This is a genomic window from Peribacillus sp. NPDC096622 (genome assembly GCF_044762665.1).
GTDB lineage: Bacteria > Bacillota > Bacilli > Bacillales > DSM-1321 > Peribacillus > Peribacillus frigoritolerans_B.
Window position 1 is genome coordinate 206461 of record NZ_JBIWES010000008.1, and the last position, 15779, is coordinate 222239.

General features: G+C 41.5%; 16 protein-coding genes. 3 read left to right on the forward strand and 13 right to left on the reverse strand.

All coding sequences use genetic code 11. The annotated features are described in order from the left end of the window. Positions 1–99: 99 nt before the first annotated feature. The 7 genes from ACIQYG_RS16275 to ACIQYG_RS16305 all read right to left on the reverse strand — a co-directional run bounded on the left by ACIQYG_RS16275 (position 100) and on the right by ACIQYG_RS16305 (position 7424). Positions 100–2256 (reverse strand): penicillin-binding protein, encoded by a 2157-nt coding sequence (locus ACIQYG_RS16275; protein WP_402839715.1) that lies wholly within the window; start codon positions 2254–2256, stop codon positions 100–102. 2 nt (positions 2257–2258) lie between these two features. Then, complete coding sequence (gene ftsL / locus ACIQYG_RS16280; RefSeq protein WP_402839718.1) at positions 2259–2615, reverse strand: cell division protein FtsL; 357 nt, start codon at positions 2613–2615, stop codon at positions 2259–2261. 29 nt (positions 2616–2644) lie between these two features. Then, positions 2645–3577: a 16S rRNA (cytosine(1402)-N(4))-methyltransferase RsmH gene (gene rsmH / locus ACIQYG_RS16285; RefSeq protein ID WP_034313911.1), complete on the reverse strand. Its 933-nt coding sequence runs from the start codon at positions 3575–3577 to the stop codon at positions 2645–2647. A 52-nt stretch (positions 3578–3629) separates the two neighbouring features. Further along, the gene (gene mraZ / locus ACIQYG_RS16290) at positions 3630–4061 is read right to left on the reverse strand and encodes a division/cell wall cluster transcriptional repressor MraZ (RefSeq protein ID WP_034313914.1); all 432 of its coding nucleotides are present in this window, start codon (positions 4059–4061) and stop codon (positions 3630–3632) included. A 343-nt stretch (positions 4062–4404) separates the two neighbouring features. Continuing rightward, positions 4405–6033, reverse strand: a complete 1629-nt coding sequence (gene bshC / locus ACIQYG_RS16295) for a bacillithiol biosynthesis cysteine-adding enzyme BshC (RefSeq protein WP_402839722.1) — start codon at positions 6031–6033, stop codon at positions 4405–4407. 109 nt (positions 6034–6142) lie between these two features. After that, a complete protein-coding gene (locus ACIQYG_RS16300) occupies positions 6143–6535 on the reverse strand; it encodes a DUF3397 domain-containing protein (RefSeq protein WP_402839724.1) in 393 nt (130 codons plus the stop codon). 4 nt (positions 6536–6539) lie between these two features. Further along, a complete protein-coding gene (locus ACIQYG_RS16305; protein WP_402839727.1) occupies positions 6540–7424 on the reverse strand; it encodes a 2-dehydropantoate 2-reductase in 885 nt (294 codons plus the stop codon). A gap of 464 nt (positions 7425–7888) precedes the next feature. Here ACIQYG_RS16305 and ACIQYG_RS16310 point away from each other — a divergent pair, with 464 nt between their 5' ends. Beyond that, positions 7889–8377 (forward strand): N-acetyltransferase, encoded by a 489-nt coding sequence (locus ACIQYG_RS16310; RefSeq protein WP_402839730.1) that lies wholly within the window; start codon positions 7889–7891, stop codon positions 8375–8377. 44 nt (positions 8378–8421) lie between these two features. Here ACIQYG_RS16310 and ACIQYG_RS16315 read toward each other — a convergent pair whose 3' ends face one another. From ACIQYG_RS16315 to ACIQYG_RS16330, 4 genes are all read right to left on the reverse strand, one after another. Further along, on the reverse strand, positions 8422–9042 hold the full coding sequence (locus ACIQYG_RS16315) for an RsfA family transcriptional regulator (RefSeq protein ID WP_402839733.1): 621 nt from the start codon (positions 9040–9042) through the stop codon (positions 8422–8424). A gap of 79 nt (positions 9043–9121) precedes the next feature. Next, on the reverse strand, positions 9122–9886 hold the full coding sequence (locus ACIQYG_RS16320) for an enoyl-CoA hydratase/isomerase family protein (protein ID WP_402839735.1): 765 nt from the start codon (positions 9884–9886) through the stop codon (positions 9122–9124). Between the two features lie 148 nt (positions 9887–10034). Beyond that, positions 10035–10208, reverse strand: a complete 174-nt coding sequence (rpmF, locus tag ACIQYG_RS16325; protein WP_034313929.1) for a 50S ribosomal protein L32 — start codon at positions 10206–10208, stop codon at positions 10035–10037. A gap of 65 nt (positions 10209–10273) precedes the next feature. Further along, on the reverse strand, positions 10274–10795 hold the full coding sequence (locus ACIQYG_RS16330; RefSeq protein ID WP_048684570.1) for a YceD family protein: 522 nt from the start codon (positions 10793–10795) through the stop codon (positions 10274–10276). A gap of 220 nt (positions 10796–11015) precedes the next feature. On the opposite strand from ACIQYG_RS16330, the gene ACIQYG_RS16335 reads away from it, so the two are divergent. Further along, a complete protein-coding gene (locus tag ACIQYG_RS16335; RefSeq protein ID WP_402839739.1) occupies positions 11016–12221 on the forward strand; it encodes a nucleotidyltransferase in 1206 nt (401 codons plus the stop codon). A gap of 89 nt (positions 12222–12310) precedes the next feature. On the opposite strand, the gene ACIQYG_RS16340 is transcribed toward ACIQYG_RS16335, so the two are convergent. Both ACIQYG_RS16340 and ACIQYG_RS16345 read right to left on the reverse strand, forming a co-directional pair. Further along, positions 12311–13336, reverse strand: a complete 1026-nt coding sequence (locus tag ACIQYG_RS16340) for a SepM family pheromone-processing serine protease (protein ID WP_402839741.1) — start codon at positions 13334–13336, stop codon at positions 12311–12313. Next, entirely contained in the window at positions 13326–14123 is a 798-nt protein-coding gene (locus ACIQYG_RS16345) for a patatin-like phospholipase family protein (RefSeq protein WP_137018809.1), read from the reverse strand. The genes ACIQYG_RS16340 and ACIQYG_RS16345 overlap by 11 nt, the downstream gene beginning before the upstream one ends. A gap of 305 nt (positions 14124–14428) precedes the next feature. Between ACIQYG_RS16345 and ylbJ the strand changes: the two genes are divergently transcribed. Then, positions 14429–15646, forward strand: coding sequence for a sporulation integral membrane protein YlbJ (gene ylbJ / locus ACIQYG_RS16350; RefSeq protein WP_402839745.1), 1218 nt, complete (start codon positions 14429–14431; stop codon positions 15644–15646). The last annotated feature ends 133 nt before the right edge of the window (positions 15647–15779 follow it).

Below are 15779 nucleotides of genomic sequence, written 5' to 3' on the forward strand. Positions count from 1 at the left end.
CATTTCATACATGCTTCAATATATGCTTGTCTACTCGATGCTAGACTATAAACTTTGAAAGAAATAAAGAGGGGATCCATTTGGATCCCCTCTTTACCTTCACTCTGTTTTCTCTTTTGTCGGTATATCTTCACCGGCCCCATCAGGCTGGGATAATTCAATATTGAAGGTCTCTCCTTCATTAACCTTTTTCCCGGCCTCAAGACTCTGTTTACTTACGTATCCAGTACCTTTGGTTTTCAGATCCAGTTTTGCAACCTTGGCCAATTTCATGACATCGCGCAGTGACCATCCCTTCATGTCAGGAACTTCCATTTCACCTTCCGTCCTGAGGATTATCTTTTCACCCTGTAAAAGTATACTCCCCGCTTTCGGGGATTGATCGAGCACTTTACGCCCACTTCCGATCGTACTTACATCATAACCAAGTTCCTTCAGTTCTTTGACAGCTGAACTCTCGGTTTGATTCGTATAGTCCACGATTTTATTTGCTTTTTGTTTTTTAACCTCGGAAGGTTTTATGTTTAGATATTGCAGGCTATTTTGCATGACAGGATTAAATATCTCTGACAATGGATCAGCCCCAACATAAGATACACCTAACTTTGGCTGTTTGACCGCCACATACATGACCAACTGCGGATCATCTTTTGGAGCCATTCCTAAAAAGGAGAACACATAGTTATTTTTCCCTTCTAAATATCTACCTGTCGGACCCGCAATTTGTGCAGTACCGGTTTTTCCTGCTACTTCATAACCATCAATGGCATATTTTTTCCCTGTTCCTTTTTTCGCGGAAATTACCGTTTCCAAATAATCACGTACTTGTTTTGCAGTTTCTGTCGAAATCGGTTGCCCTGTCACTTTCGGCTTAGTCGTTTTCAATATTTTTCCGGTATCCTGATCGGAAATGCTTTTTATCACGTACGGCCGCATCATTTTTCCATCATTGGCTATTGCGGATGCAGCTTGGATTTGTTGAATCGGTGTAACGGTCGAACCCTGTCCAAAGGAAGTAGTAACTTTTTCAAGCTTATACTTGTATTGAATTTTACCGGTTATCTCGTTCGGCAGGTCAATTCCCGTTTTTTTATCAAATCCGAACTTAGTCAAATACTCACGGAAAGTATCCGCTCCTATCTTATCCATTGCAAGTGTGGCAAAAGCGACGTTCGAGGAACGTTGAACCCCTTCAAGAAAGGTCATGCTCTTACCTCTTTCGATTCCGCTATGATCTCCGATTTTCCCCGATCCGGCTTTGTAGGTTCCAGCCACAAAGCTTTCATTCGGATTAAAGACCCCTTCCTCAACAGCCGCCGCAAGGGTGAATGTTTTCATGGTTGAACCCGGTTCGAAGGTTTCTTCAATAGCCAGGTTACGCCATGTATCCGTAAGCCCGACTTTCGTTGTCGGATGGAAGGTAGGCCTTTGCCCCATCGCCACAATCTCCCCCGTTTTGGGATTGGAGACAATCGCTATGATTTGTTCGGGATCGTATTTTTCCTGCACTTTGCTCATCGAGTCTTCCAGGAACGTTTGTATTTTCTTATCGATCGTAAGCATGACATCATTGCCATTATCAGGAGCAACAACCTTTTCCTTCTTATCCGGTAAGAGGAAGCCCCATGAGTCACTGTCATATGTCAGTTTCCCATCCGTTTCCTGCAATTCTTTATTGAGGTACCTTTCGATGCCGAACTTACCAGCCATTTCTCCCGTTTCTTCATCCTTTTCAACATAGCCAATCAGATGGGAGGCGAAAATTCCGTTAGGATAAAAACGTTTATTGGTTCTTCCAAATGTAATTCCCGGCAGTTCCAATTTTTCTATTTTCTGCTTTAAGACCTGAGTCAAATCCTTGCCGGCGCTGCCAAATTCCACCTGGTATGCCCCTTTTTTCGTAAGTCTTTCATAGATGTCCTGTTCATCCATGTCGATATATTTAGCAAGCTTACTAGCGGTCATCTCCGGATCCTTAACATGCTCCGGCTCCTTTTCACTAAGTACTGCCCTTAAGATATAGGAGGAAGTATCCTCGGCAATGACTTCACCTTTTGTATCGAGTATGCTTCCCCTTTTTGCTTCTATGACCTGTTTTTTTTCATATTTCTTGTCGATTTTCGAAGCCAATACTTCCCCGCCTGCTGTACCTGTCACCTGAATATACAAAAAGCGGCAGACTAACACAAAAAAGAGCAGGCCGAATAAGAAGAATAATCCGGCTGCCCCATGCTTCATATTTTTTTGTTTCTGCATTATCACTGCACACCCTTCACATTATTCTCATTTAGCTTGAACCCTAGCGCTGCAGCTTTTTTCCAAATTCTTTCGTATGTACTAAGTTCAGCAACCTGCACTTTCAAATCATCATTCACTTTACCCTGTTCTTCAATCGAAGTTTCCACTAGTTGGATTTCTTTATTCGTTTCATAGATGGCCGCTTGATTAGAGACTATTTTCACTCCCATAAAGGTAACCATGATAGCAAGGGCACATAGTAAGAAAACTTCACCAATGGATATCTTCGCTTTACGGATGACCACTGTTTGATGTGTCTGTTGCTGCTGTTGGTCTTCATATTGCTGTTCTTGCACTTTTTTGGCTATGGAACTCATTCATGTTCCCCCTCACTGTTTTTTTGTAATTATTGCTTTTCGGCGATTCTTAGCTTAGCCGACCGGGAACGATTATTCCCTTCCAATTCTTCTTCTGAAGGTAAAATCGGTTTTCTCGTAATTATTTTCATAGTTGGCTTGAATTCATCCGGGATAACTGGAAGTCCTGGCGGAAGATCCGGCATGCTACTGGCCTTTTTAAATACCGTTTTACATATTCTATCTTCAAGCGAATGGAATGTAATGACAGATATTCTTCCCTCTTTATCCAAAAGCGATATGGCTTGCTCCAAGGAATCTTCAAAGACACCAAGTTCGTCATTCACAGCGATTCTTATTGCTTGGAACACTCGTTTCGCAGGGTGTCCGCCTTTTCGCCTTGCCGGGGCCGGTATCCCATCCTTGATTAATTCCACAAGCTCGAACGTCGTTTCAATCGGTTTTATTTCACGTGCCGCTTCAATTTTCCTGGCAATTTGTTTCGAAAACTTTTCTTCTCCATATTGGAAGAAAATCCTCAGCAAATCATGGAATGACCAAGTGTTCACGACATCATAGGCAGAAATGGCAGCACTTTGGTCCATCCTCATATCCAAAGGCGCATCATGGTTATAGCTGAAACCACGCTCCGGTGTATCCAATTGTGGGGATGACACACCTAAATCATAAAGGATCCCATCCACTTTCTCGATTCCCCGGGCATTCAGCTCTTCTTTTAAGTATTTAAAATTATTAGGAACAAGAACAATACGTTCGCCATAGCTTTCCAATTTTTCCTTAGCATTCCGAATCGCCGTTTCGTCCTGATCAAAAGCATAAAGCCTTCCCTTGTCAGAGAGCTGTGAAAGTAAGTATTCGCTGTGACCGGCTCCTCCTAAAGTACAATCCACATAAATTCCATCAGGTTTGATGTTTAATCCATCAACCGTCTCTTTTAATAACACTGTTGTATGTTGAAACATGCTAGACATCCTTCCAATCGGTTATTGAGTGACTCTATTTCTGAGGGCAGCCTTAAATATCAAAGCCAATCATATTTTCTGCTATCTCAGCGAAAGAATCCTCCGAAGCTGAAAAATAGTTTTCCCAAAGGGATTTGCTCCAAATCTCAATGCGATTGGTAACACCAAGAATTACACATTCTTTTTCCAATTGGCCATATGAAGTAAGCGGCGTGGGGATATTAATTCGCCCTTGTTTATCAATTTCGCATTCTGTAGCTGCAGAAAAGAAAAAACGGGTAAAGGCTCGGGCATCTTTTTTTGTTAAAGGCAGGGCTTTCAGCTTTTCTTCTAGCAGCTTCCACTCTTCCATAGGGTAACCAAATAAACACTGATCGAGTCCGCGGGTAAGGACAAATTGCTCCCCAAGATTTTCCCTGAATTTCACTGGGACTATCAAACGGCCCTTTATATCGATGTTATGATGGTACTCTCCCATGAACATACCCACTACCCCCACATTCTAATCTCAATGTACCACATTCCCCCACCTTTCTCCACTTGTTTTTACTTTCTCCTTTCAAGTAAAAATTACCTTCTTTTCTTCTTAAGTTTATTTAGCCAAATTATTCAAAGAAACGTGCATTTCCCTCGAATGCACTCAGACTAAGACGCAGTCCCACTATTACTGTCGAAGCACCACCTGACAATTGCCCAGGAAACAGAAAAAAAGACAGGCTTTAGCACCTGTCTTTTTTTCACCTTTCAATCCCTTCATCAGGATTGGTCTGCGGCAACCGTATTCAAAATGATTTGTCCGCCACTTTTCCCCAAAACGAATGGTTTTTCTAAATGAAAATCAATTTATGCTGATTATTGAACCGATAGTCCAGTTTCATCATATCCCGTACGAACTCCGGCCCGTATTGATTCAAGTAATAAAACACATTCCAAATCCTCTCCTGGGGTGATTCGAGAGGGTACAGTGAATTTGCTATCCGGTCATATTTTTTCAATATGACCGAATGTCGTTCCTTTGTACGGTCACCGATTTTGCCATATATGAAATTCAATTGCTTTTGAATGAATTCAATGTTTTTATTCAACATCGGCTCAAGTCCTCTATCTAAAGAGACAGCGTGGACAAATAGCTTTTCATGGTTCTCTTCAAGCTGTGATTTCAGCGTCCCGAACAGAGTGTCAATCGTTTCATCTTTAACGGAATCAAGGTAACTTTCCACAGCATTAGCGGTTCCTTCAGTCAGAACAGTTTCCAAACTGAGTTCCATTTCTTCAAGGTCGCTGTGGATACTCCGCTCCACCAGCGTGATGTTTAACCTAGGAATGATTGGCGGCATCTTCATGGAAAACAACTCAAACACCCTTTTTAATTCTGCCCAATAGGCTATTTCCCCTGGCCCAGAAACGAAAGCCAATACAGGGAAGAGCATTTCCTGCATAAGCGGGCGTGTAATGACATTGTTGCTTAATCGTTCTGGATGATTTTTGGCTATCTGCAAGAGTTCCTCCACGGTAAATGTTACCTCACCGTTTTTTCCGCTGAAACCGCCTTCTACACGTTCGAGTAAACATCGATCTTTTTTTTCTGGATCATAATAAAATAAGTTAGCTGCCCGTTTATCCATTTCAATCATTTTTGCATACCCTTTCGCATGCATGAATGATTGCTGTTCCTCGACCACTTCAGCAATCCGTCCACTTTCATTGACCATCGATTCAAAGTATGCCTTCTCAATTCGCCTTAAATCCGGATCTCCGGCATCGACTAGTAAAAGGCCATATTCTTTGAACCATTCATGAATCAGCTCGGCGAAGAAATCGACAAAGGTATTCGATTTCCTAATGGTTTCCTTCATATCAATCAGGAGTTTGTTCGTAAATTCCGTTTCTCCATATGTTTCAATGATTTCCTCAAGCCACTTCTCTGCCTTTTCCGTTTCCAGCTCCACATCAGAAACCATTGTTTTATATGGCTGGTAGGAAGGATAGGTTTTTTTATCTGGTTTTCCGTTTTTCATAACATAAACATGATTGACTTCAGCCAAATCATGATCTTCCCCAGCTATCCAAAAAACTGGAATGACTGGCTGCCCCAGTTTCTTTTCCTGTTCTTCCGCAAGTTTAATGATCGATATCACTTTATGAATGGTATACAACGGCCCTGATAATAACCCAGCCTGCTGTCCTCCGATCACAACCACGGAATCATCCCTGCGCAACCTTTCAATATTCCCCTTAACTGCCTCACTGAATGAAAGACGAGACATGTATTGTTGTATGTAATCCGACAATTCATCACGTGAAAAAGAACGGTTCATCAATTCATTATGCCTATTGAGATAAATGTCAGGCTTAGACAAGTCATAGTGAAAATAATCCTCCGTTTCGAGACGGTTTTGTAAATAGTCCGATGCAAAACGGTTTAAAGATGGTAACGCGAGATCTTTCATCTCCATTTCTGTTCTCCCTTTCTCTGCAACTACAATTCTTTTTAGAGTATAACATTCCGGTTTAAGAAAACAAAAGAAGTTGCCCAGCAGCAGAAAATTGATGCGATGTTCTATGTTATGTAGTCAATACCTTCGTAATACTTGTAATTATACCAATTGAAAATAATAATAGATAAGCCACAAAAAAGAAGGCGAAGTTCACTCTCCAAAAACCCTTTAATACCTTATGGAAAATGATTTCTTCTTTTACCTTGTAATGGACAAGAACCACCACGAATGCGTTGATGAGCATGATGAGCATGATCACCCAAAGAATTTGCATATCCCAAATCGTAATGATCAAATAATGAACGGATAATACGAACAGCAGCGTACTCATGTCCATTGCAAATTGAACGGAGCGCCGATGGTTTCCAGTGAATTGTTTGGCCCCTATAAAAAAAAGTATATACCCTACGAATGGCAAGGTAATAAATATCGCGGCAAGGCTTGAAACTACGTACGGCACATCCTCATCCCCCCTGAGACTCTTTTCCTTTGACCATCTTATATAGAGAAGACGTCAGGCAACCACTTTTCCCTTTACTCTTTGCCTCCGAGAGGATATGACCCAAAATAGCATCAATTTCCGTTTTACGGCCATTTTCTAAATCTTTTAGCATTGACGATCGATTTTCCGCAGTTGCCATACAAACGGATTTCACATGTTCAAATGACTCAGCCTTATTTTGAATTTCCAAAATACTGGAGATTTCTTCAAAAAGTTCTTGAAATAATTGGTAGTAAAAAGAGTTAGTGATTAAACCGCCATTTTCCACATCAAGTATCGCCGTTAATGGATTTATCACTGCATTGACGACCAGTTTATCCATCAGCATCGAGTGAAAATCTTCACTCATCGTAAAAGGAAAATGATCGATCCTTTCATTCACTAACGATAGTTGCTCAAGTTCCCCTTTATAGGAAGCAACCTTTGTAATGCCGAGCCCCGTATGCTCCACGGTATTCCCGTCATGCTTCAATGCTCCATGCTCCACTACCCCCACATATATGGTTGGGGATTGAAGCTGCTTTAAATAAGAAATATGCCCATAGCCATTCTGCAAGAATAGCAATGGAACCTGAATGCCTTTGATCCTAGGCAGTATTTGCGGAAGGTGATATTGCTTGACGGCCATTATAAGAAGATCCACATCCGATATCCCTTCATCCAGCCCCTTAGAAATGATGCCTGTCAGCAGTCGGATTTCACCATCCTCAATAAGGCGGATTCCATCACGTTGGATGATGGACGCCTGTTCCGAGGTATGAGTATATAGAGTCACATTATGTTTTTCACTTAAATGAGACGCAAACAGCAGCCCTATGGCCCCTCCGCCAATGATTCCAATTCTCATAATACCCTTCCTTACTTTTTGAAATATATTTCTATTTTATCACATTATCTTTTTTACCCTGCACCAATTTTCCCATCGTTGGAAAACACAGCCAATCTGATTGAATGAAATTGAATTGCCATTAACGATGTCTCATCATAAAATACCAATGGAAAGAATCATTAATACGCCATTGAAGATTTATTTTCTTCTTTAAGTGTTAATTTAATGGTATATTAGATACGAAAAGCTTAGCCATTTTGAAGAATTTACAGGAATAAAAGATAACTCCAAACTCAACCCAAGAGAAATTGAAGGGAAAAGGGCGGGGGATAAAAGGCTATAAGCATTTAGTCAGCCAGGATAAGTCGATGATGTCATACTAGATTTAACCTGAGCTGGAATTCCACATGTAAAGATCAGTGGGATGACTTTCAAAGGGTACTATCGGAAGAGGTTTATCAGAATTAAGGGGGAGCTTTTTTATGGAATACAAGGTTGAACGATTACTTGTAAATTTTAAAACGCTTGAGGAATTCAAAAAATTCAAAGAATACGGGATACAGGAACTGTCCATGCTAGATGATTTAGAGGGTAACATCATCGAAAATGACAGCCAATCACCTTTTTACGGAATCTTTTATGGCGATAAACTCGTAGCCCGCATGAGCCTGTATAAAAGAAGCGCTAAATTCGACCGGTATTTTGACAAGTCCAGGGATTTCCTTGTTCTTTGGAAACTTGAAGTCCTGCCTAACTATCAGAAAAAAGGTTATGGAAGAGCTTTGGTCGAATTCGCCAAAAGCCTGAACATGCCTATCAAAACCAACCCAAGAGTCCATTCACAAGACTTTTGGAAAAAGATGGGTTTTTCTGCTGTTTCCTATGATTTGGACAGGGACCTCGGAGAGAACCCACTGATTTGGAGCCCATTTGACATACAAGATAATAAAGAAATAGATACAGAAGAATAAGGAAGTAGCAAGAAAATGCGGGCGGATTTTCCCACCCGCATTTTTTATTTATTGACCCTTTCCAAATTACCATTCTTATCCATTTGAAAACTCACCTTTGGATTCGCCTTTTCGTCCTCTTGCACACTAAGTTTTCTTGCACGCTCCATAATCTGCATTAACGCACGATAATCTTCCTCAACAGCTTTCAGGTTTTCCTTAAGCAGGACATTCTCTTCCAGTAATCGGACATTTTCCCGTTCAAGAAATAGGGACCGCTCAGAAATCCGTTCCTTTTCCTTATTATCAAGCTGAAAGAATTCATCCATTTTGGTTAAATATAATATAACTTCCTGAAGGGTAATAGATTCTTTATCTTCATGCTCGGGCTTTTTTTCTTCAATCATGACATTTTCCACCGCTGCAACCGAATCCCTTTCCACTTCAGGATTATTGACTGCCTGTTCTTTCCTTTGTTTTTTCGCCAGCTCTATCCCTGATTTATATTGCTTCCTGACAAATGAATTCCAACGGAACCCACAAGCAGCAGATGTCCTCGATAACTGTTTCCCCACTTCTTCAAACGCCTTTAATTGTGTACTGCCTTCTCGTATATGCCTTAATACCACTTCAGCCAACAACAGATCCTCATCATGAGTCCATGCATCTTGTCTCGCAATCGTCATCTCTCTACCTCCTTAGCAAGTTTTAATTCATAATATGCACATGCTAGGAAAGATAGAAGGTATATAGAGCGTGTAATGATTATTTTTTCTTATTTAAAAAACGTTCGACTGCAGCATGATGCTCATCACTCGCCCACAGTTTGGAACATTCCCGGATTTCCGCATCCATTCTTCCTTTAAGCCCGCCATCCTGCCATTTATGGACCAGCAATCGTTTATAGGCCATCAATACCCCTGTCTCATGGCGGAGAAAATCTTCCGCGAACCATTCCCATCCATCGGTACCTTCTCCGACTATCTCATCTACGAAACCAAGTTCCTTCGCTTCCTCGGCTTTATGTATTTTTGCATCCAATAATAGCTTTAGCGCTTTTTGCTCTGGTATTTTTTCAAGTAAAAGCGTTGCTCCGCCCCAGCCTGTCGTTATCCCTAGAGTACCTTGCACAAACCCTAGCCTAGCTTCCCTCTTTGCTAATCTGAAATCACAAGCTGTCGCTATTTCGCATCCACCTCCGAAAGCACTTCCATTGATTAGCGCTATTGTCGGTTTTGGGAAAACTGCTAGTTTATAAAGAATTTCACCCATTTTCGATAACATAGCAAAGGCCTCTTCATCTGTATGCAAATCCTGAAATTCCCTTAGATCCCCGCCTGAACAGAACGCCTCAGAGCCCGCCCCTGTCAGGACCAGCAACTTAACTTCATCATCGCATGCAGCTTCTGACAATATCGACTCAAGTTCGTCCATCAGCTGATAATTCACGGCATTCCTTTTCTCCGGTCTATTAAATAGGAGCTTCACGAAACCGCGTTTATCCCTTTCAACTTCAATCACCTGATCCATGTAAACACCTTCTCCAAAATCATTGGCAAATGTGGATGATTCAAAATATTCTGCCAAATATATTTGTAAAAAAAGCACAGAGAAAAATCCCTGCGCTTTGATTAGCGTGTTGCATCAAGAAAGCTAAGCTCTCAAGTAGGTCAAGAAATTATTTTGCGACAACTTCTTTTCCTTTATATGTTCCACATTCTTTACAAACGTGATGTGAAAGAGTCATTCCACCACAGCTCGGGCATTCTACCATACCAGGTACTTGAAGCTTGAAGTGCGTACGACGTTTTCTTTTTACAGTTTTCGACGTTCTTCTAAAAGGTACAGCCATTATTCCCACCTCCTTAAAAAATATAAAAAAGCTGGAAAAATCGGATTAACGATTTTTCGTTCCAATCAAGATTCTTTATTGTTGTCAAAAAAGTCGGCAAGCTTTGCAAATCTCGGATCAACCTTATGCTCATTTTCCTCTTCGGAAATAACAGCCCAGTCTTTCCCAGATTGAGGAGCAGCTTCATTCGAATCGACATCCTCACAAAAAACCTGCATCGGAATTTCTAGCAATAAATTTTCTTTAATTACCGGTATTAGGTCTACAACGTCACCTTCCACAACAGTGACATCATCTCCGTAGAAATCTGTGCCATCTGCCTTTAAAAGAAAGGTTTCCTTTGTATCAATATCAATCGGATATTTAACGTCTACCAGTGTACGGGAGCAAGGTAATGTTAATTCACCTGAAAGATGCAAGTGAAAAGTAATCTCGGTCGAGCTGATATCAGCTCTTCCTGCTACTCTGATCGGAGAAACATCGCGAATTTGCGGGTCTCTTTCTCTAATGTCCAAGACATCCACCAGTTCATCAAACCGTAAATCTTTGTCCCGAATTTTTTGAAGTTGACTAATCGTCCATTTCAAATGAAATCACCTCAAGGCAACAAAAATAATTATAGCTTTCAATTATAAGTTTGTCAATATTTTTTCTTTACACTATAATGTAGTCATCCTAACTGATTGTCTAAGTTTTATGAATCATTTTCAAACAAAAAATCCAGACGATTACTTATAGTAATTTTACTTGAAATACTATTTTAGCACTAAGTTGATAAAATACAAAGTTTTTCTCTGAGGTGAAGGAATGAAAGCTTGCGGTTTAGTAGTCGAATATAACCCTTTTCACAATGGACATGTTTTACATGCGAGAGAAAGTAGAGAAAAAACAGGGGCAGATGTTGTTGTCGCTGTTATGAGCGGACCCTTCTTACAGCGTGGCGAGCCCGCTATCGTCAGCAAGTGGACACGTGCCGAAATGGCCTTGAATGGCGGCATAGACCTTGTCATTGAGCTGCCCTATGCTTTCGCGACACAGAAGGCGGAAATATTTGCAAAAGGATCTATCGCTCTTTTGGAATCCCTTGGCTGTGACTCCTTTTGCTTCGGAAGCGAGGATGGCAATATTGAACCATTCATCACCGCCCACAGAATTCTTTCGGATAATTCCGCTGCATTCGATGCCGCAATTAAATCGGCCATGGATGCCGGTAATAGTTATCCGGCAAGTGCTGCCCAGGCTTATCGTTCGATCATCAATGATGATGCGGCATTGGATTTGACGAAGCCGAATAATATCCTTGGAAAGGAATATGTAAGTGCTGCCCTTTCAAACGGCTACTCCATTCGCCCTTATACGATTCAAAGGGTCGCTGCCGGATACCATGAAACAACGTTGTCCAAAGACCCTATTGCCAGCGCAACTGGGATACGTAAAGCCATCCATGAACATCAGGATTTAAATTCTGTTTCCAGCTATATTCCACAAGCGACGTTGAGTGGTCTTGAAAAATATTTAATGCACTACCATGCCTTGCATGACTGGGAAATGTATTGGTCCATGTTGAAATACCGTATCCTTTCCTCCTCTTTAACCGAATTGGCAGCAATATACGAAATTGAGGAAGGCATAGAACACCGAATAAAGGAGATGGCCAACCAATCTTCGAGCTTTACTGGATTCATGGCAGCGCTTAAGACAAAACGCTATACATGGACACGGCTACAGCGGATGTGTGTCCATATATTGACCCATACATTAAAGGAACAGGTGATTCACAATGACCAACCAGCCTATATCAGACTTCTCGGCATGAATGGCCGGGGACAAGAATATCTTGGCTCTGTAAAAAAAGGCTTGCCCCTCCCGCTCATCTCTAAACTTTCGTCCTATCGGAAGCAGGACATCGATACGGACTTGAGAGCAGCACAGGTGTATGCACTGGGCTTGTCCGAACCGTATCAAGCCGCATTGATGAAACGGGAATATGAATCTCCCATCATTTTCAAATGAAGAGTGGTTCAAGATTGGTCCGTTTCATCCTTTAGAAAAACTAATCATCAAAAAAAGCGCAAACAGTAGGTAACTGCCTGCGCTTTTTTTCAATTTTCTTTTCCATTTAGCTTCGTTAAATAGGTTATTGCATCTTCAAAGGTGTCAATCGGCACGATCTTCATGTCGGTGTCAATATCCTTTGCTGCAATGAGTGCATCTTCATAATTCGAACCTGCTGCTCCGTTTTCATTCGGGGCAAAGAATATTTCGGCTCCAGACTTATCGGCTGCAACTATTTTCTGTTGAATTCCGCCAATTGGACCGACTGTCCCATCATCGGACATCGTTCCCGTACCCGCTATGTCATATCCATTTGTAAGATCACCTTTGGTTAATTGATTATAAATTTCCAATGAAAACATTAAACCAGCCGAAGGACCGCCTATTTGTTCTGAATCTATGGCAATCGCAGGTTTAGTGGTCACTTTTCGATTATCATCCAGCGAAATGCCGATTCCTACCCTATTTGGGTCATTTTTAAATGGCTGCAATGAAAGAACGGCCGTTTTCTCTGTCTCTTCCCGCTTATAGACTATTTTAACTTCATCTCCGGCCTTCTTTCCGTTAATATAGTCCATGAATTCCTGTGCGGACTTGAATTTAACATCATCAACCTGAATGATTTGATCGCCCGCTTTCAGCTCTTTAGCTGCCGGCATTCCTTTTAGCACGTCCAAAACATATACACCCAGGTACTCGTATTCGACTTCTTTCCCTGCTTTTTCATATGCGATCTTAATGGCATTATTTTTAGAGCCATCCATCAAGTGGAGCTGCCTGATATTATATTCTTCATCTGTTTCATCTTCGGTTCGGATGGATGTTTCCGGATAAAGCTCCTGATATTTGCTCCACTTCGCCAGCATGTAGGAATATATATTCGCCCGGCCCATCCTTACAGTGGTTAACATAAAGCTTCCTTTTGCTTCATCTCCTCCGGATACCTCAATGATTGGCTCCAATTCTTTAGCCATTCCTGGTTTTGATACATAAAAAGGTAGGGAATAAAGGGCTGATGCTATGAGAAGTATAGCCACTACCAGGAAAGTGCGTACATACATTTTACGGCTCATCTTCAAAGGACTCCTTCCAAGTAACAATGCTCTGCTTAATTTGATCTATCTTACCTCTTGCAGCTTCTTCTCCAATACTAATTATTTCCTGTACGTTTGTAAATGATTTCGAGCTGTATTTCTCAACCCTGGGGCGTATCATGACGTCTGAAGCAAACTCCCTGCTTTTAACCAGCTCCATTTGCAGGATATCGAGGCTTTGCATGATGACGTCATAAATGGAGTTTATCTCCATATCCTGTTTCACGTGGGCTACATCCACACCAATAATGATGTCTGCTCCCATATCCTTCACGACTGAAACAGGAACCCTGTCAACAACACCGCCATCAACAAGCAGTCTGTTTCCGATTTTTTCGGGAATGAAAATGCCTGGAATGGAGATGCTTGCCCTTACAGCCGGTGCGATGGGGCCTTCCTGAAAAATGACTTTTTCCCCCGTTTTTATATCAGTGGCGACCACCGCCACAGGAATATCAAGTTCTTCAAATTTCTTGCCATATGTAAATACCCTGATTAAATCCTTTGTCCGTTTACCCGAAATGAAGCCCATCTTAGGAATGGTGAAGTCCAAATAATACTTTCGCTTAAATGCACGGGACAACTTATAGAGCCTCTCGATATCCGACCCCGCTCCATAAAAGGCTGCAACCATAGCTCCCATGCTGCTTCCAGCAATCATATCTATCGGAATGCCTTCTTGCTGCAATACCTTTATCACGCCAATATGTGCAAACCCCCTAGCTCCTCCTGACCCAAGTGCAAGCCCGACCTTTGGTTTCGACAAAGATATCCCTCCCGCTTTAACTAATTCAAAATATTGAAATAACACTCATTCAAAGTTATGGTCTTAAACGGATTTATAGAAGCATATTATTTATATTGACAGTGAAACAAGCATGGCAAATATAAACCATGTAGCCAATGAAGTGAAGGGCTGCATTGAAATTCCATTGTACAGAACATCTTCTTTACATGTCGGTACAATCCTTATTCCATCATGCGCTTACTTTTCGAGAAAAAGAAGTTCATATTTTATTATATACGAAACGAACTGCCCTTATTTAGTAACCTTCAAGAGGAGGCTGAATTTTGCTAAAATCAAAATCTAAAACAGTACTGTTAGCTACCTCCGTCACGATGATGGCAGTTGGCTTGATCATCTTCCCCCAAGAATCCTTTGAAGCTTCCAAAAGCGGACTGAATATTTGGTGGACAATTGTTTTCCCTTCGCTTTTACCTTTCTTGATTTTCTCGGAGTTATTAATCAGTTTTGGGGTTGTCAGGTTCATTGGTGTCATGCTCGAACCATTTATGCGTCCCTTATTCCGTGTACCAGGAGTGGGTGGTTTCGTTTGGGCAATGGGACTTGCATCAGGATTTCCAGCCGGGGCGAAATTCACTGTAAGGCTTCGTCAGGAAGAACAATTGACCCGCATTGAAGCTGAAAGACTCGTTTGTTTTACTAATTCATCCAATCCATTGTTCCTGTTCGTAGCCGTTGCCGTTGGTTTTTTCCACAATCCTCATTTAGGGATCATCCTTGCGCTTTCCCATTACCTAGGAAATTTTTGTGTAGGCATCATCATGCGTTTTTACCGTTGGAAAGAAGAAAAATCCCATACAAAAGTACTGACCAAGCTCCCTTCCATAAGACAAGCCTTTAGCCAAATGCATCGAACCAGAATAAAAGAAACAAGACCATTTGGCAGTTTACTTGGAGATGCGGTACTCTCATCCATCCAAACCCTATTGATGATCGGGGGGTTCATCATTCTCTTTTCTGTGGTGAACAAGCTTTTATTTCATATGAACATTACCGGATTGCTAGCTTCTGGGGTCGGAGGAATTTTACATATTTTTAATTTCCCCGATTCCTTAAGCCTCCCCTTCATATCAGGCATGTTTGAAATGACTCTAGGTTCAAAATTAACCAGCACGGTCGAAGAGGCGACACTCTTTCAGCAAACTGTGATGACAAGTTTCATCTTAGCTTTCAACGGGTTCAGCATTCAAGCGCAAGTTGCCAGCATCATTGCCGCAACGGACATTCGTTTCACTCCCTTTTTTCTGGCTAGGATAGCACATGGCCTTCTGGCATCCATTATTACCGTCCTGCTTTGGGAACCATTCTATAAAGGCACAATGTACAGCGGCAACCCGATAAACGCATTCCCAGTCAGCGGATCAGATGAACACGCGAATTCCCTATATCAAAGCATGCTTGATATTGGCCCCATTTTAACACTTGTGTTTTTGATCCTATACATCATCATATTTACCAAAAGGCTATTCAAAAGCCTTTCGTAAACCGAAAAAAGAGCATTGCGCGTTGGCAATGCTCTTTTCAGACTGTAGACAAACTCGATGAAAATCGAGTTTGTCTACAGTTTTTTTGGGCTTGCACAAATTTTGACGTTGATTTCCACTTCAGGCACTCGCT

What these genes read in the sequence shown, in the direction of transcription:
- bshC (WP_402839722.1), bottom strand. Translation starts at nt 6,033, where the DNA reads ATGGAGATGAAAGATCTCGCGTTACCATCTTTAAACCGTTTTGCATCG.
- rsmH (WP_034313911.1), bottom strand. Translation starts at nt 3,577, where the DNA reads ATGTTTCAACATACAACAGTGTTATTAAAAGAGACGGTTGATGGATTA.
- ACIQYG_RS16275 (WP_402839715.1), bottom strand. Translation starts at nt 2,256, where the DNA reads ATGCAGAAACAAAAAAATATGAAGCATGGGGCAGCCGGATTATTCTTC.
- ACIQYG_RS16335 (WP_402839739.1), top strand. Translation starts at nt 11,016, where the DNA reads ATGAAAGCTTGCGGTTTAGTAGTCGAATATAACCCTTTTCACAATGGA.
- rpmF (WP_034313929.1), bottom strand. Translation starts at nt 10,208, where the DNA reads ATGGCTGTACCTTTTAGAAGAACGTCGAAAACTGTAAAAAGAAAACGT.
- ACIQYG_RS16320 (WP_402839735.1), bottom strand. Translation starts at nt 9,886, where the DNA reads ATGGATCAGGTGATTGAAGTTGAAAGGGATAAACGCGGTTTCGTGAAG.
- ACIQYG_RS16340 (WP_402839741.1), bottom strand. Translation starts at nt 13,336, where the DNA reads ATGAGCCGTAAAATGTATGTACGCACTTTCCTGGTAGTGGCTATACTT.
- ftsL (WP_402839718.1), bottom strand. Translation starts at nt 2,615, where the DNA reads ATGAGTTCCATAGCCAAAAAAGTGCAAGAACAGCAATATGAAGACCAA.
- ACIQYG_RS16305 (WP_402839727.1), bottom strand. Translation starts at nt 7,424, where the DNA reads ATGAGAATTGGAATCATTGGCGGAGGGGCCATAGGGCTGCTGTTTGCG.
- ACIQYG_RS16310 (WP_402839730.1), top strand. Translation starts at nt 7,889, where the DNA reads ATGGAATACAAGGTTGAACGATTACTTGTAAATTTTAAAACGCTTGAG.
- ACIQYG_RS16315 (WP_402839733.1), bottom strand. Translation starts at nt 9,042, where the DNA reads ATGACGATTGCGAGACAAGATGCATGGACTCATGATGAGGATCTGTTG.
- mraZ (WP_034313914.1), bottom strand. Translation starts at nt 4,061, where the DNA reads ATGTTCATGGGAGAGTACCATCATAACATCGATATAAAGGGCCGTTTG.